19 protein-coding genes and 2 pseudogenes are annotated in these 25,128 nt (G+C 55.8%); 14 read left to right on the plus strand and 7 right to left on the minus strand.

Annotated elements, in window-relative coordinates:
- Positions 1-116: 116 nt before the first annotated feature.
- From EN851_RS02850 to EN851_RS02865, 4 genes and pseudogenes are all read right to left on the minus strand, one after another.
- Positions 117-572 (minus strand): annotated as a pseudogene (locus EN851_RS02850) (methylmalonyl-CoA mutase); the annotation flags it as partial.
- 160 nt (positions 573-732) lie between these two features.
- Positions 733-2,064, minus strand: coding sequence for an aspartate aminotransferase family protein (locus EN851_RS02855; RefSeq protein WP_135928482.1), 1,332 nt, complete (start codon positions 2,062-2,064; stop codon positions 733-735).
- A gap of 2 nt (positions 2,065-2,066) precedes the next feature.
- Positions 2,067-2,405, minus strand: coding sequence for a ferredoxin FdxA (fdxA, locus tag EN851_RS02860; protein ID WP_135928483.1), 339 nt, complete (start codon positions 2,403-2,405; stop codon positions 2,067-2,069).
- A 47-nt stretch (positions 2,406-2,452) separates the two neighbouring features.
- Entirely contained in the window at positions 2,453-3,835 is a 1,383-nt protein-coding gene (locus EN851_RS02865; RefSeq protein WP_210234916.1) for a hypothetical protein, read from the minus strand.
- 292 nt (positions 3,836-4,127) lie between these two features.
- Between EN851_RS02865 and EN851_RS02870 the strand changes: the two genes are divergently transcribed.
- Together EN851_RS02870 and EN851_RS36965 are read left to right on the plus strand one after the other, a co-directional pair.
- The gene (locus EN851_RS02870) at positions 4,128-5,033 is read left to right on the plus strand and encodes a LysR substrate-binding domain-containing protein (protein ID WP_135928485.1); all 906 of its coding nucleotides are present in this window, start codon (positions 4,128-4,130) and stop codon (positions 5,031-5,033) included.
- Positions 5,034-5,078: 45 nt separating this feature from the next.
- Positions 5,079-5,221: pseudogene (locus EN851_RS36965) on the plus strand (IS6 family transposase); the annotation flags it as partial.
- 277 nt (positions 5,222-5,498) lie between these two features.
- On the opposite strand, the gene EN851_RS02880 reads toward EN851_RS36965, so the two are convergent.
- Positions 5,499-6,410: a LysR family transcriptional regulator gene (locus tag EN851_RS02880; protein WP_135928486.1), complete on the minus strand. Its 912-nt coding sequence runs from the start codon at positions 6,408-6,410 to the stop codon at positions 5,499-5,501.
- A 114-nt stretch (positions 6,411-6,524) separates the two neighbouring features.
- On the opposite strand from EN851_RS02880, the gene lysA reads away from it, so the two are divergent.
- The 8 genes from lysA (at position 6,525) to EN851_RS02920 (ending at position 16,805) form a co-directional block, all read left to right on the plus strand.
- The gene (gene lysA, locus EN851_RS02885; protein WP_135928487.1) at positions 6,525-7,868 is read left to right on the plus strand and encodes a diaminopimelate decarboxylase; all 1,344 of its coding nucleotides are present in this window, start codon (positions 6,525-6,527) and stop codon (positions 7,866-7,868) included.
- A 13-nt stretch (positions 7,869-7,881) separates the two neighbouring features.
- Positions 7,882-8,796: a diaminopimelate epimerase gene (gene dapF / locus EN851_RS02890; protein ID WP_135928488.1), complete on the plus strand. Its 915-nt coding sequence runs from the start codon at positions 7,882-7,884 to the stop codon at positions 8,794-8,796.
- Positions 8,797-8,837: 41 nt separating this feature from the next.
- Positions 8,838-9,941 (plus strand): ABC transporter substrate-binding protein, encoded by a 1,104-nt coding sequence (locus tag EN851_RS02895; protein WP_135928489.1) that lies wholly within the window; start codon positions 8,838-8,840, stop codon positions 9,939-9,941.
- Positions 9,942-9,974: 33 nt separating this feature from the next.
- On the plus strand, positions 9,975-10,994 hold the full coding sequence (locus EN851_RS02900; protein WP_135928490.1) for a succinylglutamate desuccinylase/aspartoacylase family protein: 1,020 nt from the start codon (positions 9,975-9,977) through the stop codon (positions 10,992-10,994).
- A 78-nt stretch (positions 10,995-11,072) separates the two neighbouring features.
- The gene (locus EN851_RS02905; protein ID WP_135928491.1) at positions 11,073-12,173 is read left to right on the plus strand and encodes an ABC transporter substrate-binding protein; all 1,101 of its coding nucleotides are present in this window, start codon (positions 11,073-11,075) and stop codon (positions 12,171-12,173) included.
- An 83-nt stretch (positions 12,174-12,256) separates the two neighbouring features.
- Positions 12,257-14,089, plus strand: a complete 1,833-nt coding sequence (locus EN851_RS02910; RefSeq protein WP_135928492.1) for an ABC transporter permease subunit — start codon at positions 12,257-12,259, stop codon at positions 14,087-14,089.
- A 12-nt stretch (positions 14,090-14,101) separates the two neighbouring features.
- Positions 14,102-15,172 (plus strand): ABC transporter ATP-binding protein, encoded by a 1,071-nt coding sequence (locus tag EN851_RS02915; RefSeq protein ID WP_135928493.1) that lies wholly within the window; start codon positions 14,102-14,104, stop codon positions 15,170-15,172.
- A 166-nt stretch (positions 15,173-15,338) separates the two neighbouring features.
- Entirely contained in the window at positions 15,339-16,805 is a 1,467-nt protein-coding gene (locus EN851_RS02920) for a M81 family metallopeptidase (RefSeq protein WP_135928494.1), read from the plus strand.
- 762 nt (positions 16,806-17,567) lie between these two features.
- On the opposite strand, the gene hisD is transcribed toward EN851_RS02920, so the two are convergent.
- Positions 17,568-18,866 carry a histidinol dehydrogenase gene (hisD, locus tag EN851_RS02925; RefSeq protein WP_135928495.1) on the minus strand — a complete coding sequence of 433 codons (1,299 nt, stop codon included), beginning with the start codon at positions 18,864-18,866 and terminating at the stop codon, positions 17,568-17,570.
- Positions 18,867-19,051: 185 nt separating this feature from the next.
- On the opposite strand from hisD, the gene EN851_RS02930 reads away from it, so the two are divergent.
- On the plus strand, positions 19,052-19,600 hold the full coding sequence (locus tag EN851_RS02930) for a cupin domain-containing protein (protein ID WP_135928496.1): 549 nt from the start codon (positions 19,052-19,054) through the stop codon (positions 19,598-19,600).
- A 213-nt stretch (positions 19,601-19,813) separates the two neighbouring features.
- Positions 19,814-20,914, plus strand: coding sequence for an ABC transporter substrate-binding protein (locus tag EN851_RS02935; RefSeq protein ID WP_135928497.1), 1,101 nt, complete (start codon positions 19,814-19,816; stop codon positions 20,912-20,914).
- A gap of 210 nt (positions 20,915-21,124) precedes the next feature.
- On the opposite strand, the gene EN851_RS02940 is transcribed toward EN851_RS02935, so the two are convergent.
- Positions 21,125-22,057, minus strand: a complete 933-nt coding sequence (locus EN851_RS02940; protein ID WP_189521807.1) for a LysR family transcriptional regulator — start codon at positions 22,055-22,057, stop codon at positions 21,125-21,127.
- A gap of 105 nt (positions 22,058-22,162) precedes the next feature.
- Between EN851_RS02940 and EN851_RS02945 the strand changes: the two genes are divergently transcribed.
- Positions 22,163-23,554, plus strand: coding sequence for a VOC family protein (locus EN851_RS02945; RefSeq protein ID WP_135928499.1), 1,392 nt, complete (start codon positions 22,163-22,165; stop codon positions 23,552-23,554).
- 34 nt (positions 23,555-23,588) lie between these two features.
- On the plus strand, positions 23,589-25,121 hold the full coding sequence (locus tag EN851_RS02950; protein ID WP_135928500.1) for an aldehyde dehydrogenase family protein: 1,533 nt from the start codon (positions 23,589-23,591) through the stop codon (positions 25,119-25,121).
- Positions 25,122-25,128: the final 7 nt, after the last annotated feature.

Raw genomic sequence — 25,128 nt, forward strand, 5'->3', positions numbered from 1 at the left:
ACGATTTCCGGTACGGACTTTTACAGGCTCACTGGCACCGCAAGTTTGAAGAGGCCATCGCCGATCTCCGTTGCCACCTCTACTCGACCGCAGAGTACAAACGGCAACCTTGTTTCAATCGCTGTTTCGGCGGCTTTCTGCGGCGTCTGGAACAGTAGGCCGAATAGGACGTCGAAGCCAATGTCGCCGATGGCGGAGGCGATGACTTTGGCGCCACGGGCGTGGCCGTCCTGACCGAGCTTTGCGACCATTACCTTTGGCTTGATCCCTGACCTCTTGGCGTATTTGGCAAGCCGACCCGCCAGCACTGTCATCTCGGGTCGTCGCCACAGGCTTGCCATAGAGTGCCCCACTTCTGGCGTTGCGCAATGGTCACCGAAAGCGGCACGCATGGCGTCCGAAATCTCGCCGACGGTCGTACGTGCACGCGCCGCGTCCACCGCCGCGCTGAGCAAGGTTGCCCACGGCGTCCTTCGCCACTTGGGTAATTGTTGCGAGCCTTTTCGACGCGTTCGAATGCCGCCGGCGCCACGGTCGACCGCTGCTTGTCGCTTGGTGGCCGCAGCTTCGATCAGTTTTCGGCAGGCCGTCATCCGTCGTTGACTGTGTTGCAACACATCCCTGAACATGTGACGCAAAGCGAACCTAGTCTCGCTCCAGCCTGAAGGACTGGCCGGCTGAGATGAACCTCATGTCACGCGATCAGGCCTGCCGCTCGATCGCGACCCTTGTTTAAGCAACCTGTATGTCATCGAGCATCGGCCTGACAAGGCGCAAGCCGTCCAATACTACTTCTGACAACCGATCGATCTCGGCCTCAGTCATCGGGGTGGATAAAAGGCCCGAACATGTCTCGATCATGAGCAAGCCATTGGAGAAGAAGTGGTCGAGCAGCGCTGAGATACAGTTCTGTTCCTTAGGTCCTGCGAAGGCGCTCCGATAGCTGGTTGGCGCGGTCCCTTTTAGATGTATGCGGAACATGGAACCTGCTCCGGTAACGCACGCAGGCACATCAGCAATCTTGATAGCTTCTGCGATCCCTGCTCGGGCTCGGTCAGCCAGGCTGTTCAAGCTTGCAACGGCGTCCCGATCGAACATCTGCATCGCGACCAAGCCCGCGGTCATTGTGATAGGGTTGGCGCTAAACGTGCCAGAGTGTGGAAATGGAGCTGGGCCGTTCAATGGGTTCATGACGTCCATGACGTCAGCTCGACCGGCCAATGCACCGACAGGAAACCCACCTCCGATCATTTTTCCCATCGCGGTCAAGTCAGGCTTGATTGCATATGAACCTTGGGCGCCATCGAAATTTGTGCGGAAGGTGATCACCTCGTCCACGATTAGAAGTGCGCCGTTCTTGGTGGCCCATTTGCTAAGACCCAGGACGAACTCCTGGGTGGCCTGGATGACACCGATGCGATGTGGAAGCAGATCGATCACAATAGCGGCTAGATCAGCCTTGTGCAGATCCAGGATGGCTATTGCACGGTCCAACTCGTTGAACGGTATGACCACGACCTCGCTCAATGCCGACTCTGGGGTTCCGCGTGACACCGGTACGCTGGTGGGTGATTCCAAGCTTCCCCAGTTTGATGGCCTCGCAGTCTGACTGACTTCCGCGTAATCATATAAGCCGTGGTATGCGCCTTCGACCTTAGCGATCTTAGGGCGATCGGTAAAAGCTCTAGCGGCCTTGATGCAACTCATTACCGCTTCAGTGCCAGAGTTGACGAAGCGTATCTTCTCGAAGCTTGAGTTGCGTGACACCATCTGCTCGGCAAATACCACCTCAACTTCCGTCCCCACAGTAAAGGCTGTCCCTCTGCCGATCTGTTCGATAACAGCCCTTGTGATGTCGGGGTGTGCATGCCCGTGAATGAGCGAAGCCACGTTGTTCGCAAAATCAATCCGTTCGACGCCTTCGATGTCGGTGACGTGGCATCCCTGGGCCTTTGCCACATAGATCGGGTGAGGCTTGCGAAGGATCGTATTGCGGCTGCAGCCACCGGGCATGACTGTTTTGGCGCGTTCATACAACGCGGCGCTTTTCGACATATTATTCATGATCAGTCGTGCCGCGCCAATTTAACGAGGTTTTCCAACTTGCCAGCGATTCCTAACCATTGCTCAGCATCGGGCAATGGGTCCTTCCTTGCCGTTATCTGCGGCCAGACCAGCGACAACTCTTCGTTGATTTCAAGAAAATGCTTCTTTTCAATTGGCAACCTGTCTTCGTTGTATATCGCTTCGGCTGGACATGCCGCGACGCACGCGTCGCAATCGATGCATTCACCCGGATGGATCACCAGGAAATTTGGACCTTCATAAAAGCAGTCGACAGGGCAGACGGAAACGCAATCGGTGAACTTGCACTGGATACAGTTGTCGGTAACGACGTATGTCATCTTCACACCGGGATTAAGTTCGACGCGTATTTTCAGCGGCCAACGGATTATTCGGCGGCCAGGAGCGCCAAAGGCTTAATGTTATACATTGAATAGAGCTCGGCCTCGTCCATTATGACCCGATCGTCATAACCGCCGAACCAGATCGCGTCCGGGTTGCGACCAACGATGGTCACCTTGCAGCGATCTCGAGCATCGGCTGCCGAACGCAGCAGCTTGAAAATCACTACTCCGTTCTCGCCGCCCTTCACGCCCGGGAAGGGTTCGTTCGTCACTGCGGAGACCTCGGTCTTGCCCTTATAGTGTGTGATGGAGAGACGCGCATGTGTCTCCACGCCGGAAAGCCCTTTCTGGGATTCATTCAAAATCTGCCAGGCTCGCTCAATCGGCACATTGAATGCCTTGTGTCCCACGATGTCTCTCCCGCAGAAGAAGTAGTGGTTCTCGACGCCGTTCCGCTTGAGTTCGCGTTGCATTATCCGCAGCGCATCAGGATCGTCATTTATACCGGAAATGATCGGTGACTGATTGTCGATGTTGATCCAGTGACGGCTTCGCAGTGCCTGGACCGCAGCGAGGGTGGGCGGCAGCCATCTGAAACCCGCGTGGGCATCGGGGATGTAGCTGCCATCGGGATTCTTGGCCAGAAATTCATCGGGATGGTTGAAATGAACCATCATACGAAGACTGGCTCGCGGATATGACTTGTGGAATGAATCCAGCATTGCAAAAAACGTTGCGTCGAAACGCTCAGGATAGAAAGCTAGTTCCTTTGTTCCGATTCTGATGTTCTCAATACCGGCTTCCGACAAGGCTGCCAGCCACTGTGCGATGTTTTTGTTTCCAAGCACCATCGGATCGCCGCCAGACATCAGGATCTCGCGCAGGCGTTCTCGATTTGTGGTCGGATGACGACCGCCGTTCTCATCTACCAAGCGGTTATGTTCGCGAATATATGCAACAATCTCGGGAATTTGGGCGAGTCCTTTGGGCGCGACGGTGCCATCGGGTCGCTCGACTTCTTTCTTGGCGATGAGCTCTTCTCGGTAGCAAAACCGACAGTGGGCTGAGCAAGTCGCCGCGACGTAGATCAATCCAAGTTCGTATTTGTGTATCAGCCCTTCGACCGGGCTGTAGGACATCTGCTTTCCCGGATCGGATGCTCCATCCAGATCGTAGGTCTCCTTTGGACTGGCTTTTACCAGTGTCTGGATCGCCTTTGAATTTTTGGCCTGCTCAAAATAGTGGCGCGTTATTTTCACCGGCATGCGAGCTTGTAAATCGCGCGGAGTTCCTTCGAGTTCTTTGATCGCCTCCAGTTCCTCCTGCGAATAGAAACCCTGCATGTCCTGGGGCACGGAGCCGTCAAAAAACTTCTTGAGACCGGTGATGATCTCGCGATCGTATTTGCCATTCGAGACTTCGGCCAAGAAGGCCTGCTCCCTTGACGAGAGCTCGTATTTCTCCGCGATGGCCATAGCGATACCCAACCTTTTCGTTTTGGTGTGGCGCGGCAAATCTGGTGCTGATCCGAGCGCCTCAGACTGTCGATGAATAGACGACGTAAGCCGCGGACATTACAAACAGCGATTTCTCATCGATTCGTGAGTTTTCATCATCTAAGAAGGGAATCTCCTTGTTGACTGGGTGCTCCACGAATGGCCAACTGGTGGGCGTCCATCGTTGCCAAGCGGGTTTACATCTTGGTTGAGAGCGAGAAGTATGTCCCGGTTCCCGCGCCGTTTTCTCCCTTCAAGCTCAGCTTTGACTAGCTTTGAGGCAGCGGCGCGCCATGAGAGCTTCACACTAGCGGCAGAAGAACTGCACCTGACTCAAAGCGCCATCAGCAGGCAGGTCAAGGAACTTGAGCTTACCATCGGAACGAAGCTTTTTAGGAGGGTTGGTCGACATGTCGTGTTAACCGATGCAGGGCGTAGCTTGGCGACTGAACTTTGCGTCGATCTTGAAAATATCCAACGGACTGTAATGCGGGCCATTTCGGCAGGCGGGATGGGGGCCGCTTTGCGCATTGCGACATTACCGGCTTTTGCCAATAGCTGGTTGATACCCCGACTACCCGATTTTTTTGCAAGACACAGTGGGGTCGAGCTCAGTCTGTTCACGCGACTGGAGCCATTCGATATGACCCGGGAACGGTTCGATCTAGCAATTCATTTTGGGGTCGCGGATTGGCCGGACACCGATATGAAACCCCTATGCTCAGAGAGCCTCGTACCAGTCGCCTCTCCCGCTTTTAAGCACATGCATGGGATTGAAGACATCTCCGACCTTGCGCGGTCGCCCTTGCTGCATCTGTCGACACGCCCTATCGCCTGGAAGAACTATTTCGAGCAGGCTGGCCTGGTGGATAACCATAGTCTGGCTGGGAAGTATTTTGATCAGTTTTCGATGGTTATCTCGGCAGCCAAAGCGTCGCTCGGAGCCGGATTGATACCAAGTTACTTAGTTGAAGAGGAATTGCGGTCAGGATCTATAATAGAGATATCCAAGATCAGTATGGTCACAAGCAACAATTACTATCTTGTCACACCGGTAAATCAGCGCAACAAAAATGTCATTATTTTTTCTGACTGGATTACGAGCTGCGCGAGGGAGACTATATTATAGGGGTCCTTCCCGAAAGCTGGTCAGGTGGTCGACAAAATGTAGGGAGCCCTCCGAAGACTATGCCGCTATGGCGTCAGCTACCGTGATCTTAGCAGAGGTTGGGTGAGCGCGGCGTGCCCGTTGATCATTCCACGATTTATCGCTTGGCGCGGAAATACGCGCCGGAGATGGAAAGACGGTTGCGCTGGCAATACCAGCGAACAGCCCACGAAATCACTTCACCCTAAAAATGGCGCCATTTGAAATCCTCATCAAAAATCTCGCGGGAAATCTTTGGCGCTCTTTCAGACATCAACAGCAAAACTTTGCGACGGGCCCCTTTGTCTTCGGTTCCTATGGCGAGCTCGAGATCCGTCGCCGATCGCCGTCTTGCCGGAGCGCGCACCACGCAGGACCATCGTCCTTCTCTTCGGTGGGTTAAAAGCGCATATCAAGCGGGCGAGATCTCGTCCGAAACACTGAAGATCAGAGGGACCGCAATTTCTCAACGACTTCGTTCGCAACCTGCCGCATCACATTCACAAAAAGGTCGGCGTGAGTGGATCTCAAGGTCTTGGCCGGTCGCCACAGGTTCAACTGGTACGGAACAAGCACACTAAAGCGACGTAAAGCAACGCCTTTCGCGGCATAGTGCGAAGCTGTCAAAGGATTGACGATGGAGACGCCAACTCCGGAAGCGACCATCGAGCAGACACCCGTTGCCGTCGTTGCTTCCACGCAATATCTCCGAGAGATGCCCTCGGCCTCGAAGATCAGATCAATCTTACGGCGGTATGGATCCTCCTGAGTGAAGTAGACGAAATCAGCACCTTGGAAATCCTTCGGCTCCAACACGCTCTTGGACGTGAGGGGATGGTTGCAAGGAAGCACGCATACGACTTCACCAACATCGATGGTTTCCGTTGTCGCATCGTCAGTTTCAAGGCTGCCTTCCGTCAAACCTATATCGAACATCTGGGTGGTGATGTCGTGCCGCAATTGCACTTCCTCGAGGGAATGTATCGACAGATGGACTTGCGATTTATTATTCAGGAATCGTTGTACGACCATTGGTAGGAACGCCTCAGCGTAGGCGGGAAGGCTCGCGATCCTCAACTGAGCCGCGTTGTGTTGCTTTATAGCCAACGCCACGCGGCTAATTTCCTGCATACCTACGAAAGAGCGGCTTACGGCGGAGTGAAGAAGCAGTGCTTGTTTGGTCGGAGAAAGGCGCTTGCCGAACCGATTGAAGAGTTCAAAGCCGAGATAGGATTCGAGCTCCCGTAGCTCTCGGCTTACCGTCGGCTGGGAGGTGCCGAGCGCCTCTGCAGCCGCGGTAGCGCTCTTGTAAATCATCACAGCATTGAAAATTTCAATCTGACGCTGACTGAGCCGCATGAACCCGACCTCACATATATCAAGAATGAATGAGAGGCGGTCAAATTAGTATTTTGTCGTGGTTTTGTCATCTGCAAAGATCAGACCAAGGGCAGCTAACGATGCGAGATGCAGATGACACTCCTGGACGGAAATGAACGCGCGGCACGATCGCCAGCGCTCCACCACGGCAGCTTCTCTTATGAGAATGGTCAACTGTTTATCGAAGAGATATCGGTTGGCGAAATCGCAGATGCAATTCCAACCCCGTTCTACTGCTACAGCGCCTCTACGATCACCCACGCCTACAGACTGCTGGCCGACAAACTCGGATCGTCGCGAGCTTCGATCTGTTTTGCCGTCAAAGCGAACAGCAACGTTTCCGTGCTGCGACTGCTCTCGGATCTAGGTTGCGGCATGGACATCGTATCGGGGGGCGAGTTGGAGAGGGCGCTCGCCGCCGGCGTTCAGCCGTCTAGGATTGTTTTTTCCGGTGTTGGCAAGACCCGAGCGGAGATCTCCCGCGCCTTGGAGGTTGGCATCCATCAGATCAATGTCGAATCGCCCGCCGAGCTCGATGTTATCCGCGACATCGCTCGATTGCTCGGTCGTAGGGCGCCTATCGTCTTCCGGGTAAATCCTGACGTCGATGCAAAGACCCACGCGAAAATCAGCACTGGCAAGAAAGGCGACAAGTTTGGAATTGCCCTTGAGGAAATCCCAGAACTGTACACGAGGGCCGAAGCTTCGCCCGAACTCGATGTGGCTGGTCTTGCCGTGCACATTGGGTCACAGCTCCTGGATCTGTCGCCTTACCGGGCAGCATACGAACGGCTCGCTGACCTTGTTAAGACATTGCGGTCTCGCGGTCACCAGGTACGGCGCCTCGACCTGGGAGGTGGCTTGGGAATCTCCTACGAATTCGGAGCCGGGCCTGATGTCGGTGCGTACGCGAAGATTATCGAGGAAGCGTTCAATGGCATTGATTGCGAACTCACCGTCGAACCCGGCCGGTGGCTTGTCGGACCAGCGGGCTTGCTGGTCACCGAAGTACTATATGTGAAGAATACTGGCAATATGGCGACCGTCATCGTTGATGCCGCCATGAACGATCTCATGCGACCCTCGCTCTATAGCGCCGTCCATCCGGTACTCCCGCTACAAGATATCAAGGGCGGCGACTCTTCAACGTATCAGTTGGTCGGTCCTGTCTGCGAAACTTCCGATGTGTTCGGAAGCTATGAAGGCCTACCCAAGCTTCGTGCAGGGGCTCGCCTCGCATTCGGGTGCGCAGGCGCCTACGGGGCATCGATGGCTTCTACCTATAATTCAAGAGATCTGATCGCCGAAGTCCTTGTCGATGGCGTCCGGTTCCGGGTCATTCGGCGTCGCCAGACGATCGAGGACCTCCTCACCCTCGAGGTGGAGAGGCCTTGGCAGGCATCCAATACCTACGCTGACGCAGCAACAGCACTTTGAAAGCGGTCGCGATATGAACCACATCCAATTCCTCTCGCAAACCCCATGCGTGGATGCGCCGACGCTTTGGTCATTCGTGAAGATGCACGGGTTGGAAAACTATTTCGTGATTGTCGATCGGCGTGCGGTCGCAAAGCCGTTTGACGTCGCCGACATCGTCAGGATTTGCAGTACAAACGTCGGAGCTGGCGGCGAACAACTGCTCACGATCGAACGAGCCTCCGACGAGGGACGAAGGGCAGGCGCTTACGCGCAGATGAGGATTTTCAACATCGACGGCAAGGAAGTCGGTGCGTGTGGGAATGCTACACGCTGTATGGCTTACTTGTTGCTTGAGGAGACGGGGACTGAGGAAGTACTGATCGAGACCAAGTCCGGGGTGCTGCAATGCTACGGAGCAGGTCTTCGGCAGATCAGCGTCAAATTGGGGCCGATTAGCCTGGACTGGCAGCAAATCCCGTTGAGCCGCGAGATCGATACCCGCCATGTCCTTTTGACAAGCGGACCTCTTTCCGATGGGGTCGCGCTGAACATCGGCAATCCGCATGCTGTGTTCTTCGTCGATCAACTCGTCGTCGACGACATTCCGACCTATGCCCCGGCCGTGCAGAACGATCCGCTTTTCCCGGAAGGCGTCAACGTTGGCGTGGCCCAGATCGTCGACTCCCAAACCATACGCCTCGCCGTGTGGGAGCGTCCCGGCATTCTCACCAAAGCATGCGGGACCGGGGCTTGCGTTGCCGTCTATGCTGCGAAGATGCGCGGTCTCGTGAATTCTCCGAAGGTCACGGTACACCTTCCCGCGGGCGAACTTCAGATCGAGCTTGTCGAAAACAACATGGTGATCATGACCGGTCCTGTCGCTTTCTGCTGCCACGGTTTCATTGAAGGGAGCAACCGCAACACACCTGCGCTGGACATGGCATAAGCCGCTGGGCCGTTTCTTCAGACAACCAAAAGGGGGATGCGATGACAACTAGAACTATCAGCCTGGCACTTAGCTTCGCGGCGATGGCCGTAACACAAGTCTCTGCAGTCCGCGCCGAAGACATTCCGGAAAACTTGAAGGGTTCCGGAGAGGTCGTTGTGGCAGTCGACGGTGGAAGCTACGAGGCGGCGCTTCGAAAGGCGTTCTTCGACCCGTTCACCAAGGATACGGGAATCAAGATCGTGGTCGTTCCCTCCAATCCCGGAAAGCTGCTTGCATCAGTAAAAGTCGGTCAGCCGGATGCGGATCTGACGTCCGTTTCCGGCGGCGAGTTTCCCGGCTGGATCTCGAAGGACGCCGTTGAGCCGATGGACTACAGCTTCTTCGCGAAAGAAACTCTCGCAGCAATGCCCGAGCAACTCGTGGACAAGAACGGCGTCGGAGCCCTGCTCTATTCCGCCGTTATCGCCTTCAATACCAACAAATTCGCTGCCGATGGGAGGCATCCGGACAACTGGGTCGATTTCTACGATGTGAAGGACTTTCCGGGGAAGCGAGCGCTCCCGAAGTGTGAACGTATACTCGCGGGCGGTCTTCTGGCAGGCGCTCTGCTCGGAGACGGAGTTTCGCCGGCGAATCTGTATCCACTCGACGTCGATCGCGGCTTCGCGAAAATCAAGCAGTTTAGGCCCAACGTGGGACGTTGGTGGTCCGGTGGAGCGGAAGCTCCGCAGAGCCTCATCTCCGGAGACGCCGATATGGCAGTTTCCTTCAACGGCCGCATTGCCATTGCCAAGCAGGAAGGTGCGCCCATCGCCTTCACATGGAACCAGTCGCTTCTTCAGTATGATTACTGGGTCATTATGAAAGGCTCGCCGAACAAAGAAAATGCAAACAAGTTTCTGGCCTATATCTCGCGGCCTGTACCTCAGTCGCAGTTCGCGCTGGCCATGCGCTACGGGCCTGTCAACAAGGAAGCTTTCGGTCTTCTTCCGAAGGAAATCGCTGCGGATCTCCCCGGAGCGCCGGAAATCGCCGACAAGCAAATCTTCGAAAACTACAAATGGTGGGCTGAGATGCGTCCCGATGGCCGGACGAACTACGACGACGCAATGAGCCGTTGTGTAGAGATGCTATCGCAATAGGACCAAGCATCGGAAACCACGAGTGCTACGACAATGAAGATAACTGCATCATCGAACAGCGTTGCTTATGGAGAGCCTGGCATCTTCCGAGGCCACTTCTCCTTCGCCGACTCTCGTCTTTCAGGATACATGTGGCCTCTGTGCGAGATCCGTGGCGATCGTGATGGGCCGAGGCTTTGTATCTCGGCAGGCGTTCATGTGAATGAGGTCGCCGCTATCGAGGCTGCTGTTCGCCTTCAGAAGCTGTTCGATCCCCGAAAAATTCAGGGATCGGTTTCGATTATCCCGCTTGTGAACCAGCCCGCACTGTACAAATACAGCGAATACGTCTGTCCCCTTGATGGAAAAAACATCAATTTCTCGTTCCCAGGCGACCCCAATGGCTCGTTTTCTGAGATCCTCTGTGACGCAATAATGAACGAGTGGTGCGTGGGTGCGGACTGCTACGTAGACATGCACGGAGGTGATCTTCGAGAAAACGTTTCCAAGTTCACCATCTTCCAGCACACGGAGGACCCGGTCCTGGACGAACGTGCAAGACGGATGGCGATGTGCTTCGACGCCGAACTCGTCGTCGGGCTCCCCGTTGCTCATATGTCGAAGCCGGGCCGCCCGCCGACAGGATTTGCCTCGAAGGACAGGCTCGCAATCATGTCGGAGGCCGGCGCGAATGGATTAGTTGACGAGACCTCGGCACAATTTCATGTCGACGGCGTCCTTAATGTCGCACGGGCTCTAGGAATACTCGACACGCCGTCAACCGAATTCCAACGAGCACGGGTTCCTTGTGACGACTATATCTGGGTGGCTTGTCCGACAGACGGGGAGTTTCACTCGGACGTAGAGCCTGGCGACCGAATTCATAAAGATCAGCGGCTCGGAAATATCTGCGATCTGTTTGGGGAAACCGTCGCGGAGATTGCCGCGCCCGAAACTGGATTCTTGCTGTGGCGCATGACGCACCCCTCCATTCCGAAGGGGTCGCCGGTGCTCGCGGTCGCTGTGGAAGAACGAGCAGCGAGCCAGCGTCAGGGAGACATCCGAACACCGTAAAGCCAGACAACGACCAGGCCATGGCTCGGGCCTGACGTTTGAATATAGACCAGAGCTACTTCACAAAGGGGAATAAAAATGAAAACCACAACGATTACTCAATCACTCACCGCAGTTTTGTTGCTTGCTGCCCTGTCGGCAACCGCCAAGGCTGACGAAGTACCTGCAAATCTTAAAGGTACAGGCGAAGTCGTCATCACTTCCGGCGGCGGCACCTGGGAAGCGGCGCAGAAGAAAGCCTTCTTCGATCCTTTCACACGTGACACCGGCATCAAGGTGGTGTTGGTACCGGAAGATCACGCCAAATTGCTAGCTTCGGTGAAGCTTGGTCAGCCTGAAGCCGACCTCACATCTGTTCCCGGCGGTGCCCTCAACGGCTTCGTCGAAAAGGACGCCGTCGAGAAAATCGACTACAGCCTATTCGCAAAGGACACCCTTGCGGAAATGCCGGAGCAGCTGAAGAACGAGAACGGTGTCGGCGCGCTACTCTATTCGGTTGGTGTCGCCTACAACACCACGAAGTTTCCGAAAGGCCAAGAACCGAAAAACTGGGTCGATTTCTACGACGTAAAGAAATTCCCGGGCGCGCGAAGCCTTCCCAAATGCGAAAAGATCGTCGACGGCGGTTTGCTTGAAGGTGCGCTTATGGGCGACGGCGTTCCCGCTGACAAGGTCTATCCTATCGACATGGACCGAGCATTCGCGAAAGTGGCGGAACTGAAGCCCCATGTCGGTCGCTGGTGGGTCGCCGGTGCAGATGCCCCTCAGAGTTTGATCAGTGGCGAGGTTGATATGGCCGATGCCTACAATGGCCGCATCTTCGGCGCCAAGAAGGAAGGTGCGCCGTTGGAATTTTCCTGGGATCAATCCTTGCTTCAGTACGACTTCTGGGTCGTCATGAAGGGTTCCCCGAATAAGGAAAACGCCCAGAAATTCCTCGCATACGTTTCTCGCCCGGAACCACAGGCTGCGTTCTCGGAAGCTATCTCCTACGGCCCGGTCAACGAAAAAGCTTTCAGCCTCGTATCGAAAGAACTGCTCGATATCCTTCCAGGATCTCCCTCCATCGCAAAGAAGCAGGTCTACCAGGACTACAAATGGTGGAACGCCAAGAATGCCGATGGACGCACGAACTGGGACGTAGCACTCGAGCGTTGCGTGGCTCTCCTGTCGCAGTGAGGCGGCGCGCGACGCGCCATCTCATAACGAAGAATTCGATACACGCTGCTCGTCCTTGACGAGCAGCGAAGGAGAAAGCCATCATGGACGTGGCAACTTTTAATCTCGTCGCTTCGGCGTCTGAGGGGCTGGCCGAAAGACAAAACCCGATGAAACGATCAAACCGAAAATTGAAGATGGGCAGCATTGTCGCAGCCACTCCACTTCTCGTCTTGTTGATCGGGTTCCTTGTCATTCCGCTGTCCTACATCTTCTGGGGAAGTTTCGAAGGTACGAAGCTGAATTTCGCACATTACGGACGCGTATTTGCCAGTGCCGTGAACTTCAACATTCTCCTTCATACACTTCGCGTAGGTCTTATTGTCACCGTGGTCTCGCTTCTGCTGGGCTACCCGGTAGCCTATCTCCTGACCAAGGTTCGGTCGCTCTCTCTGTCCATTCTGAGCGTCTTCATTCTGATCCCTCTCTTCACAGCCTTTTTGATCCGGACTTATGCCTGGATGATCATTCTGGGGCGTGAAGGGATCATAAATAACGCGCTGATCTGGCTTGGCCTGATCAGCGCGCCTCTCCAGCTCCTAAACACCACCTTCGCGGTTGTAGTCGGCATGACACACGTCTTCGTGCCGATGGCCATCTTCACGATGTATTCAGCAATGGCACGTATCGACCACGATTACGCGCATGCGGCCCAGATCCTTGGCGCGAAACCCGTTCAAGCCTTCCTTCGTGTGTATCTGCCGCTGACGCTGCCAGGCGTATTTTCGGCGGGCATCCTGATTTTCATCACCGCCATCGGCTTCTACATCACGCCAGCTCTCCTCGGTGGACCGAGCGACACGATGATTTCGCAGCTCATCGTAGATCAGATGACGACGCTTCTGAACTTTGAACTCGGATATGCTTCGTCCATGGTCCTGCTTTTCGTCACGATCGCAATCCTCTTCGTCGCGAGCTTGTTCATTCCCCTCGAAATGATCTGGTCGTCGGAGACGAGCTCGCCGGATAGGGAGCCTCGTGCTGCGGCTCGCCTGCTTAAGCGCGCTAAGCGAATGCTTGGTCCGCTCGTCGCCGCTATTGAGGGAGGCACGCATGCGGTCACAAGACCCCTGCTCACCAAAAATGGCGGTTGGCTTTGGGCTTACACCGTCGCGATCCTGATGTTCCTCACAGCGCCCTTGATCGTCGTGGTGATTCTCTCATTTAGCTCTTCGCCGTTCGTGGTGTTTCCTCCCCCGGGTTTCTCGCTGCAATGGTGGCAGAAGCTGGCGAATGCTGCGGACTGGCACCAGTCCTTCTTCTTCTCGATCCAACTCGGGATCGCCGCGGCATTCGTCGCTACGATCATTGGGACCATGGGGGCCTTCTGGCTCGTGCGCACGAAGTTCATGTTTAAGAAGATGCTCTTCCTGGTCTCACTGTCTCCTCTTATGGTCCCGGTCGTAATCATCGCAACGTCTCTCTATGTATTCGAGGCTCGTCTGAAAATCCTTGGAACCTTCACGGGCTTGGTGATCGGACATGTGTTGCTGTCCGTGCCCTACGTCATAGTAGTCATGGCCGCCGCATTGAGGAACTTCGACGCCTCACTTGAACCGGCTGCCGCAGTCCACGGCGCTCGTCCGCATCAGGTGCTTCGCCTTGTGACACTTCCGATTTTGAAGCCGGCTCTTCTCACGGCAAGCCTGCTCGCGTTCCTCACATCGTTCGACGAGCTTCTTGTCGGCCTCTTCCTTCTGGGACGTCAGACACCGACCCTTCCAATCAAGTTCTGGGCCGATATCAAGTATCAGATCGATCCGCTTCTTAGCGCAGCATCCACTCTCATCGTCGTGCTCGTTACGGCATCGATAATTACAGTCCAACTGATCCGCGTGCGTTACGAAAAGCGCACTGCGGCCAGTGCGGCCGAATGATCGGAGACAGATATGTCCACTAGTCTTGAAATGAAAAACATTCAGAAGTTCTATGGCTCTCTCCATGTGGTGAAAGACTTCGATCTCCACATCCAACCCGGGGAGTTCGTTACGTTCCTGGGACCATCGGGCTCTGGCAAAACGACTGCCCTCAAGATGATCGCCGGCTTCGAAACACCGACATCAGGGGACATCTTCCTGGGCGCTCGGTCGATCGTCGATCTTCCCGCTTGTGAGCGCGGGATTGGCATGGTCTTCCAGAACTACGCGCTCTTTCCGCATATGACGGTCGCAGAAAACGTCGCCTTTCCCCTCACAGTCCGGAAGGCGCCTCGCAAAGACGTCGAGGAAAAACTCGCAAGGGCCTTGCAACTCGTCAAGATGGATCAGTACAGCAGCCGCTATCCCAACCAACTATCAGGTGGTCAGCAGCAACGCATCGCCTTGGCCAGAGCGATCGTGTTCAATCCGAGCATCCTGCTCATGGACGAGCCGCTCGGGGCATTGGATCGGAATCTGCGTGAGCACATGAAGATCGAAATCATGCGGATTCAGAAAGAACTCAACATGACGGTTGTCTTCGTAACTCACGACCAGGACGAGGCGCTAACAATGTCCGACCGCATAGCCGTGATCAACGAAGGTCGGCTCGTGCAGGTAGATGACAGCAAAAGTCTTTATAGTAAGCCCAAAAACCGCTTCGTCGCGTCATTCGTTGGAGAATCGAACATGATCCGCTGTCGCGTCGATGAGGCGGAAAACGGAGCGGGCAAGGTCACGATGGCAGGGATTTCTACCTTCTCAGCACAACTGACGGGTCAGTCTCAGGGTGACGATGGCTGGCTCTTTGTCCGTCCGGAGCATATCGACATCACTCCTGTGTCAACGTCTTCCGAGACGCTGAACTCCGTCGCCGGCGTCATCGAGAACGTGCTCTTCCTTGGTGAGATGACCCGATACCACATTCGTTGCGGTGACGAAACCATCATCGCCAAGCGGCAAAACCGCGGTCAACCCTACTATACGGGTGGCACCTCGGTAACGGTATCCTGGAAACCCGAGCATTGCGTCATGCTGAACTAACTGAGGCGGGCGGCTTCGCAATCAAGGATAACCGTCGACCTTTGATCTGGACGCGTCCGGACATTTAGCTTCGACACTTCAACGGAAGGGGTTGAGGTATGGCCGAGCTAGCTCTGCGGACGCCCTTCCACTCAGGGTCGCTTCTTCAACGGGGACTATAGTCACAATGACCTTTAAGCTTGCAGTTGGCGGCATCGAGCATGAGACGAATACGTTTCGGCTCCAAGACGCGAAGTCTTCCGACTTTGATGTGGTGCGGGGAGATGCGCTTATTCTCAAGCACGAAGGGGTGCGTTCCTATCTAGGCGGAATGCTGGATGCCGCGTCTAGTTTAGGTGCAACAGTGGTGCCAACTTTACATGCAGATGACGAGCCTTCGGGTATCATTGATGCGGACGCCTATGCACAAATGGTCGACGATCTGCTTTTACACATCAAGAGAGCCCTTCCTCTCGACGCGGTAGCTCTGGCTCTACATGGAGCAGGGGTCGCCCATGGCGTAAGCAATATTGAAGTAGACATTTGTGAGAAGGTTCGGCAACTCGTAGGCCAAGAAGTTAAAATCGTGGTAACTCTGGATCTTCATGGGAACCTAAACCCGAGATTATCAGAATTAGTTGACGCGGCATTTGGCACTCGCTACCATCCTCATACGGATATGTTCGAAAGAGGTCAGGACGCGGTAAATATCATCCCTAGATTGCTGGATGGCAGCGTTATTCCAGAACTGTATATTGAGAAGATTCCCTTCCTACTAGCGCCCGTCACAACAATGTATGGTGTTGCCGCCGCAGTGAACGATCTTTGTCGACAATGTGAAAAGGACGACGACATTGTCTCGTGCACGTTCTTTCATGGCTTCCCGTACGTCGACAACTCGGACTTGGGGGCATCGGTACTTGTGGTGGCCAATGGCAATGCGGAAAAGGCCGGTGTGGCCGCGAAGCAAGTTGCCCGTTTGGTCTGGGATTCTAGAGAGACCATTGGAGCACAATCGTTTTCCCCAGAAGCAGCCATCGAAATCGCTTTATCATCGGGCGACTGGCCTGTGGCTGTACTCGACGGGGCAGATAATCCGGGGGGAGGATGCCCTGGCGATGGGACATATCTCTTGCGCGCTATGCTTGAGGCGGATCTGCGAGAGGCTTGCTACGCTGCCGTTTGCGATCCAGCGGTTGTCAGACAGTCGCACCAGGCAGGTGTCGGTAAGACGATCCAGATAACCCTCGGCGGTAAGACCGATGAAATGCATGGTGCGCCCATCGAGGCAAACGCATATGTAAAAGCCCTAACTGATGGCCGCTTCATCCGTATGTCCGCTGAAGAAAGAGGACGGTCGATGAATGTAGGGCCGACCGTGCGGCTACAAGTAGGTGGCATCGAGATCATCGTCGTTTCCGAGCGCCATCAGGTGTACGATCCTGAGATATTTTTGATGCATGGGATCGATGTATCGCGCTTCAAGATCGTGGGAATTAAATCGACCAACAAGTGGAGGGACGGCTTCGCCGGCATAATCAAGCGTGATTATCTAGCGGATAGCCCTGGCCTGATGAGCCAAGACCTGACCCGCTATGACTATAAGCAGATCCGACGACCATTGTGGCCCTTAGATAAGGAGACACAATACTGACCGATTATCTAGCGTAGTTGCTGCCTTGCGCGCGCCAAGGTATACCATCGACTATAGTCGCTTACTGCTTCGAAAGATCGCGCAAGGCGCTGCGCTAATGACCGAGGCCGCAATGGCGTTCAAGCAGCTTTCGGGGGAAGCCAATCTTGTTGGGAATGCTCCGCTCGAAATGGCTACGCATCGGAACCTGCCGCACTTGGTGGGCCACAATTTGACGAAGCGCATAAAAGTTTTGCGGCCGAGAGTCAAAAGACCCTGTCGCCTACGAACATCAGGACCTCCTACGCGGAGTACAGGCTGCCGGAAAAGAATGAGGTGCTTTCAAGCGACATCTATTCGCCGCTGAACGGAAGGTTGCCTCCATCGTCGTCGACGGACGTAGGAACACTTAGTTGGGTCGTACCCACCGTCCAATGCCGTGTGTCGTGTTATGCCGTCGGAACGACGCCCCACTTGTGGCAACTCGTTGCGCAAGGCAAGGCACCAGCCGCACACAAGGGCGTAGCACTTGCAGCCAAGGCAATGGCCGCGGTCGCCTTGGACCTCTTAACGAACGAAAGCCTTTTGTCTGCTGCTAAGACCGAGTTGCAGCGTTCAGGGCCGCGAATGAATTCAGAAATCCCATGGGTCCTGAAATGACCCACCGCTTGCTATGGGTGCCTTGAAGTAAGCGCTCCTCGTTGGGTTTTGCCGCCCAGTGTCTCGATGAGAAGCCAATCCCATTGATCGCATCGGTCACGCAAACTTCTAGAGGGAACCAGATCACTCAGCGGCAAGTTGTTTTGGACTGAGACGAAGTGCGGCGGCGCGGCGATGGCCCTCGAGTTTTTCGGTTGCGCTCTGGCGAACAGCTGCGGGAGCAACGGCGGCGACGCCGCGTTCATCCAGCCATTGATGGGTGGCTATTTTCACGTAGGAACCGACCCAGAGGCCACCCGTGTAACGCCCTGCACCCATCGTCGGAAGGGTATGGTTGGTGCCACAGCACTTGTCGGAATAGACGACACTGGCAAGTTCCCCGATGAAAATCGAGCCGTAGTTGCGCAGCTTCTTCGCGGTCGCCTGTGGGTCGCGGGTGTGAACCTGCAAGTGCTCCGTTGCGATGTGATCGGAGTAGGCAATCATCGCCTCTTCGTCCTCAACAACGGTGATCTCGCCGTAGTCCTTCCACGCGACCGCTGCCACCGGTGCCGTCGGCAGGGTTTCCAACTGGTTCTCGACTTCGCGGAGAATGTCTTCAGCGAGTTTGCGGTCGGTTGTGACCACACCAACACGGGTGCGAACGTCGTGCTCGGCCTGGGCGAGCAGGTCCGTTGCGATCGTTACTGCATTGGCCGTTTCGTCAGCAACAACGAATATTTCGCTGGGACCGGCAAGCTGGTCGATACCGACCTGGCCGAACACCTGACGCTTTGCTTCGTTGACGAAGGCATTGCCGGGCCCGACGATCTTGTCGACAGCCGGGATCGTCTCGGTGCCATATGCCATGGCGGCGATTGCTTGCGCGCCGCCGACGCGGAAGATGCGATCAGCGCCCGCGAGATGGCAGCCAGCGATCATTGCAGGGTGAGCATTTGGCGGAAGGCAAGCGATGACCTGGTCGCAGCCAGCGACCTTTGCCGGTACGATGGTCATCACCGGCGCCGAAAGAAGCGGGTAACGACCGCCCGGTACGTAGCAACCAACCGTTTCAATCGGGATTACACGATGGCCGAGGTGAAGGCCGGGAAGGCTCTCGATTTCGAGGGGCAAAATAGTGCCAAGTTGCGCCTCGGCGAAGCGACGGACATTGGCAATAGCGAACTCGGTGTCCTCGCGGGTCTGCGGATCAAGATCGGCAACAGCCTTCAGCTTCTCTTCCTCGGTGACCTCGAAGTTTGCGACGTCAGCCTTGTCGAAGAAACGGGAGTATTCGCGAACCGCCGCGTCACCTCGCTTGCGGACATTTGCGATGATCTCCTTTACGGTTGTTTCGACCTGCGCTGTATCGGAGACGGCGTCCCTGGTCGGTCGCTTGAGCTGGACAAATTTGCCTTTCAACGCTTCAAGACGCGGCGTCATCAAAATCTCCTAAAATCGGGATAATCCACGCCAGCATCGTGGAAGCTCGGCGGCCCGGCAATCGCCAGTCGCTCGCCCGTTCAGTATATTCACCAGTGTTTAGCCTATATGTTGCATCTGGTCCTCCCTTCGACATGGATGGTGTCATTGTGGGCCTGGTTGAATGATACGGGGAGAGCTGTCACATGCCCAAGATCGGGAGCAAGCTGCATGAGTTGCGCCGTCGACGCAATTTGAGTGCTCGGGAACTGGCCGCCCGTTCAGGGATATCTCATTCAACAATTTCCCTTATCGAACGAGATCGCATGAGTCCCTCGGTTGACACGCTCAGCGCGGTGCTCGAAGCCCTGGGCACGACAATGCCTGGCTTCTTCTCCGATTTGCAGTCGACCCTTCCATACTCTCCATTCTACGCGTCTGTTGACCTGACCGAGATTGGAAAGGTCGATACAATTTCATATCGCGTCATCGGACTGGATCACCCAAACCGACAGTTGCTGATGTTGCACGAGCGCTATGCGCCCGGCGCTGACACAGGCGAGGAGTTTTCACACGCCGCGCAGGAGGCTGGCATGGTGCTGTCGGGGAAGGTGGAGGTCACGGTTGGAGATCAGAAACGAGTGCTGGAGCCGGGTGACGGATACTATTTCGAGAGCCGGCTGCCTCACCGCTTTCGCAACGTCGATGACGGGCAGAGCGAAATCCTCAGCGCGATCACGCCGCCCACCTACTAGCGCCGAACCGCCAACCGGATGGTGAGAATAATAACCAGGGCAGTCGGAGCTGCTTCCCAAATGCTTGAAACGTGATTTCCTATGGCTAGTCCAGAACTCAGGGGAATGGCCGCTCAAGGTTGAAGCTGCGTACGCTCAGGCGGCCGGCTCTGCCAATCAGCCGCGTACCCTTACACTGCTTGAGTGGAAGCCTTAGTCAGGGAGGAAGAAAGCATGAAGACATCAGCACTTGCCATCGCCATCAGCACCGCGCTGGGCTGGTCAATAGTGGCACCATCCGCCTGGGCACAAACTGTGCCTGAAAACCTAAAAGGATCTGGAGAGGTCATTGTTACATCTGGAGGTGGCGCTTGGGAGGCTGCTCAGCGCAAAGCCTTCTTTGAGCCGTTCACTCGTGACACGGGGATCAAAGTTGTCGTCGTGCCGCAGGACGACGGCAAGATGTTGGCTTCAGTTAAACTGGGTCAACCGGCCGCAGACATAACTGAGATAAATGGGGGTTCGTTACCTACCTGGGTCAATAAATCCGCAGCTGAAGAAATTGACTACAGCCTTTTCGGGAAAGATACACTGAAGGGTGTGCCAGATTATCTAAAGTCCAAGTATGGCGTCGGCGCTGTTATCTTCTCGTTGAACGTAGCCTATAACACTAAGGTGTTCTCTGAAACGAATGCTCCGAGGAATTGGGTAGATTTCTATAACGTTGATGCATATCCGGGTAAACGAGGCCTTCCGAAATGTGAAAGTATGTTAAACGGGGGGCTGTTAGAAACAGCACTTTTGGGTGACGGTGTTTCGCCTCAAGCGCTTTATCCTCTCGATGTGGAGCGCGCATTTGCGAAGATCACGAAAATGAAACCGAATGTTGGCCGTTGGTGGGTCGCTGGCGCGGACGCGCCTCAAAGCCTTGTGAGCGGTGAGGTCGATATGGCGGCTTCCTACAATGGTAGGATTATAAGTGCAAAAAAGCAGGGAGCGCCACTCGCCCTATCTTGGGATCAAGCCTTACTGCAATATGATTACTGGGTGGTGCTGAAAGATGCACCCAACAAGGAAAATGCTTTTAAATTCCTGGCCTATATTTCCCAAGCGAAGCCCCAGGCGGCATTTTCCACAGAAATTCCATACGGTCCAATAAATAGCGACGCATTTGCGCTATTGTCAAAGGATCTGGTTGAAGCCCTTCCGGGGGCGCCCGAGCGGAAAGGCAAAGAAATCCCGCAGAACTATGAATGGTGGGGTCAGACACAAGCTGACGGACGCACGAACTATGAGCTAGCGCTTGAGCGCTGCGTGTCAATTCTTTCCCAATGAGAGAACCCGGCACAACTTTGACGGATTGAGGCAAGGTTGTTTTTGAAAATTCGTCGACACCTTCTCGTAGGAGGTGTCGACGTCAGTGCGACTGGTTCCAAGTCAATACGAACCTCTACGTCATTGCATTGTCGGCTGCGACTTCTCGTTAGTCAGGGAAAGTCTCTAACGAGATAGCGGCTTTGCTGGTGGCAGCATCTTGTTCAGGACTCATGAAATATTTGGCCCCGGAGTGGCGATAGAGTTTGATCTATTGATTTCTCGAAGAAGCCATTCCTGAAATTCCACTGCGAGCCCCATCGTGCGCTTCTGCTCGGGGCGAACGACCCAGTACGCATTCTCCGTTTGCATTGATTGGGGGACAAACGGGGCCAGCGCGCCGGAGGCAAGCTCATCTTCAACTAAATATGTAGGGAGGAGCGCAACTCCAAGACCCGCAATCGCGGCCGAAATGATCATCGAGAATTGATCAAACCTCGGCCCCTGATACGCGCGCGGAAGCGATATGGCGTGATGTGCGGACCAGTCAGACCAGAGTTTTGGTCTTGTCGTCAAATGCAACAATTGCGCGCTGCAAAAAGGATCGTTCGTTGCCGCATGAGTTCCCTCTTGAAGGGCCGGGCTTGCAACAGGCAAAACGGTCTCGTGACACAAGAACGTGGCGGTTGCACCTGCCCATGTGGGCTGCCCGAAATGAATTGCCAGATCGAATTTCTCCTCGGCGAAACTGAACGGGCTCGAGCGTGACTCAACAGATATGGCAACGTCAGAATGATCGGCAATGAACCTTCCGAGTTTGGGAACAAGCCACTTGGCCCCGAAAGTCGGAAGCGTGGCAATTCGCAGAGACGAACTCATGGTCCCGGCTGCTACCGCTCCAATCATCAGGCGCTCAGACTGCGCTAGGAACTGTCTAACTTCAGGCAGCAGTCTCTGCCCTGCGTCGGAAAGCACGACACGACGTTTGATGCGCTCGAATAGTCTCAGTCCGGTTTGCTGCTCGAGTTCAGCTACCTGCCTGCTGATGGCACCTTGGGTGAGATTGAGTTCTTCGGCAGCCCTGGAAAAGTTCTCATGACGCGCAGCGCTTTCGAATGCCTGCAGATTTACGATGTCCGGGATCAAGGCTCTGCGCATATATATTCCGTTACCTCATTAATTTAACAGAAAACCTCACAACACGGCCACGAAAATCCGGGTTATGGTGATGAAAGTGGATGATAAGCACTAACCACAGGAATTTCCACCATGACCGGGAAGGTTTCTGCAAGCGACATCCGGGCCTCGTTTTCGAGTGCGATGTCCGCAATGTACCGAGAAGAAGTTCCGGCATATGGCACGCTTATGGAGCTGGTGGCTCGCGTGAACCAACAGGCGCTGGCCAGCGATCCAGAGCTGAAATCCCGTCTCGAAGCGACCGACAATTTGCAACGCATTTCCGAGGAGCGGCACGGGGCCATCCGGCTCGGCACCGCAGCCGAGCTTGCGATGATGCGCCGCATCTTCGCGGTGATGGGAATGTATCCGGTTGGCTACTACGACCTCTCGATGGCGGCCGTTCCAGTTCACTCAACGGCTTTCCGGCCAGTTGGTGAGGCGGCGCTCAGGCGCAATCCCTTCCGTGTTTTCACTTCGCTGCTTCGCCTCGACCTGATCGCGGATGAAGCGCTCCGGCAAGAGGCACAGACTGTTCTGGCGGAGCGCCAGATCTTCACGTCCGCCGCAGTTGCCCTGACGGAAAAGGCGGAGAGGGAAGGTGGGCTCTGCCAGGAAGCCGCGACCCGTTTCGTGGCGGAAGTGCTGGAGACGTTTCGCTGGCACGACAAGGCCAATGTCGAATTGTCCATGTACCATCGCCTGCACGACGCCCACCGGCTGATCGCGGATGTCGTGTCTTTTAAGGGGCCGCACATTAACCACCTGACACCCCGCACCCTGGACATCGACGAGGTGCAGGCGCTGATGCCGGAATATGGCATTTCGCCGAAGGCCGTGGTCGAAGGTCCTCCCACGCGCAAATGTCAGATCCTGCTGCGTCAGACCTCGTTCAAGGCTCTGGAAGAACCTGTCTCCTTCCAGGACTGTGAGGGGGGCTGGCAGGCCGGCACCCATACGGCCCGCTTCGGCGAGATCGAGCAGCGCGGTGTCGCGTTGACCCCGACTGGCCGCGCCCTTTACGACAGGCTGCTGGATGGCACGCGCAAGATCGCACGTCCAGCCGCCGATGGCTCTAATGCCGCTGCCTACGAGACCGCGCTTGCCGAGACGTTCAAGGCTTTTCCGGATGATTGGGCGTCGATCCGCTCCCAAGGTCTCGGCTACTTCGCTTACGCGCTGACCGAAAAGGCGGAGCATACGGCTCCGGCGTCGCTCGATCTCGATACATTGATCGCCGAAGGCTTTATCCGCTTCGATCCCGTCGTGTACGAAGACTTTTTGCCCGTCAGTGCCGCCGGAATCTTCCAGTCAAATCTGGGCGGCGGCGCGCAGCAGGAATTTGAAGCGAGCCCGAACCAGAAGCGGTTCGAAGCCGATCTCGGCGCCAAAGTCCTGAACGAATTCGATCACTACGCGGGTATCGAAAAGACGTCCCTCGAAGCCTGCCTCAACGCGCTTCAGAAGCGTGCCGCAGCCGAGTAGCCGGCCGAACCAACCCTCTCTTGGAGTTCCATAGATGAACATTGTTCCTGAAAGCCTCTCCCTCAAAGCGGAAGCTGCTGCCATTCTGGACCGCCTCGGGGTGGACAAATCCGCCTATACGGGCGGTAACCTTAGCTCCTTCTCTCCCGTCACCGGCGAGCAGACCGGTAGCCTGAAAACCGTTTCAGCAGCGGGGGCCACCGAGACTATCGAGCGCGCCGATACTGCATTTCGCGCATGGCGCCTGGTGCCCGCCCCGAAGCGTGGCGAACTGGTTCGGCTGTTCGGTGAGGAACTGCGCGCCGCCAAGGCTGATCTCGGACGTCTCGTGTCCATCGAAGCCGGCAAGATTCCGTCCGAAGGCCTCGGCGAAGTGCAAGAAATGATCGATATTTGCGATTTCGCGGTCGGCCTGTCCCGCCAGCTATACGGCCTGACGATCGCCACCGAACGCCCCGGTCACCGCATGATGGAAACCTGGCATCCACTTGGTGTCATCGGGATCATTTCCGCTTTCAACTTCCCCGTTGCCGTCTGGGCTTGGAATACCGCCCTTGCCTTAGTCTGCGGCAACAGCGTGGTGTGGAAACCGTCCGAAAAGACGACCCTAACCGCGCTTGCCGCGCAGGCCATCCTCGAGCGCGCCCTGAAGCGCTTCGGCGATGCGCCGGAGGGCCTGGCGCAAGTGCTGATCGGTGACCGAACCGTTGGCGAGGTTTTGGTCGATCACCCCAAAGTGCCGCTGGTTTCTGCAACCGGGTCGACCCGGATGGGCCGCGAGGTCGGACCGCGCCTTGCCAAGCGCTTTGCCCGCGCAATCCTAGAGCTTGGGGGCAACAACGGTGGCATCGTCTGCTCTTCCGCCGATCTCGACATGGCGTTGCGTGCCATTGCCTTCGGCGCGATGGGCACCGCCGGCCAGCGCTGCACCACGCTGCGCCGCCTCTTCGTCCATGAAAGCGTCTATGACCTACTCGTGCCGCGTCTGAAGAAGGCCTATGCCAGCGTTTCCGTCGGCAACCCGCTGGACGGAAGCGCTTTGGTCGGTCCGTTGATTGACAAGCTGGCTTTTGAGGGGATGCAGAAAGCGATCGCCGCGGCCAAGGCGCACGGCGGCACCGTACATGGCGGCGAGCGGATAGACGCCGGTAGCGCGAACGCCTATTATGTGAGGCCTGCCTTTGTCGAGATGCCGGCGCATGACGGCCCGGTGCGGGATGAGACTTTCGCACCCATTCTCTATGTGATGAAATACAGCGACTTCGACGCCGTTCTGGCCGATCACAATGCGGTGGGTGCAGGTCTTTCCTCGTCGATTTTTACATTGGACATGCGCGAAGCCGAGCGCTTCCTGGCGGCGGATGGTTCGGACTGCGGCATCGCCAATGTCAATATCGGCACGTCGGGCGCTGAAATCGGTGGCGCTTTCGGTGGGGAAAAGGAGACCGGCGGCGGACGTGAGTCCGGTTCCGACGCATGGAAGGCCTATATGCGCCGCGCCACCAACACCATAAACTATTCGAAATCCTTGCCGCTCGCGCAAGGTGTCTCTTTCGATATTGAATAGGGCTCGA

Source organism: Mesorhizobium sp. M8A.F.Ca.ET.208.01.1.1, from assembly GCF_004791315.1.
GTDB lineage: Bacteria > Pseudomonadota > Alphaproteobacteria > Rhizobiales > Rhizobiaceae > Mesorhizobium.